Source organism: Arsenicibacter rosenii, assembly GCF_001870735.1.
GTDB lineage: Bacteria > Bacteroidota > Bacteroidia > Cytophagales > Spirosomataceae > Arsenicibacter > Arsenicibacter rosenii.
This window is the reverse complement of sequence record NZ_MORL01000178.1, coordinates 1-1,025: the sequence shown is the minus strand read 5'-3', so window position 1 is coordinate 1,025 and position 1,025 is coordinate 1. Positions and strand designations below refer to the sequence as shown.

Sequence of the window (1,025 nt, the reverse complement as noted above, 5' to 3'; positions counted from 1 at the left end):
CGGACTTGCCGAATACCCAAACGGAACTGGTACTGTTGTTTTCAGTAGGATGAATATCTGCACCTACCTGGATCTGACTGCTAAACAGCTGGTCGAACTGAAGATTTCGCTCTTTCAGGAGAGGAAAATAAATTTTAAGACCTGATTGATGCTCACTTATATCGTCGGAGACAGCCATATCGAACTCCATCGTGAAATTTTCCGGCAAGGCATTGACAAATTCAGGGAAATAAATGCCCTGAGTGGCGAACTGAAGCCATTTCGCCTCACTGCCCTCGATCGTCACAATTTCACCGCTGGCATTCGTATTCCACTTTGCCGGGAAGTCGCCCACGGCATCCCGGGCAAAATCTTCATAAGCGATGGTTTTTTCACCTGGTATAAAATCGAATTTACTATAGGCTTTCAACGAGCCGGTGCTGCCTGCTGCCGTACCACCGGATTTAATAGTACCTGGTTTGCCGGTTGCGGTATTGTCTGTGCTTTCCGGCGCGTCATCATTACCGTACGCATCATCGGTTTTCTGCCCTTTTTTATCGGTTTTTTTTTCTTTTTTCTTGAAGATGTTGCCGATGCCTTGTTCAACCTTATCCAGACCACGGTTGATGCCCTGATCAATTTTAGTATTGACCCGTCCCTCTACACTGCGTTCGGCAGTTTCTTTAGGGCTGTTGACACGGATCTGGGCTTCGGCAGGAGCAGCTGCAAAATAAAAGGCTATGAGACTTATGGCTATCCGATAATTCATGGCTATGCGCAGTTAATCAGGCAGATTGTGATAATACTTGTCCCAAAGATTAGCCTTCTGTTGCGGAAACACCACCAGTAGTTTACCGGCATATGCTTTGAGTNATATGCTTTGAGTATACCAGGATACTTTTTCAGTAAATGGTTGAACGAACGGTAAGTGATATTAACTCAAAACCTGATCTGGCTCAGTCATAGGAAGGTATGATTAACTGACGTTTTTGCATGTGTACCCTTTTTTGTAACATTGGCAAAAAGGGCTGCTATGGGGAAGTGGT

At 45.1% G+C, this 1,025-nt stretch carries 1 pseudogene; it reads right to left on the bottom strand.

Annotation, left to right across the window (positions count from 1 at the left end):
- A pseudogene (locus tag BLX24_RS30665) lies at positions 1-748 on the bottom strand (hypothetical protein); the annotation flags it as partial.
- Positions 749-1,025: the final 277 nt, after the last annotated feature.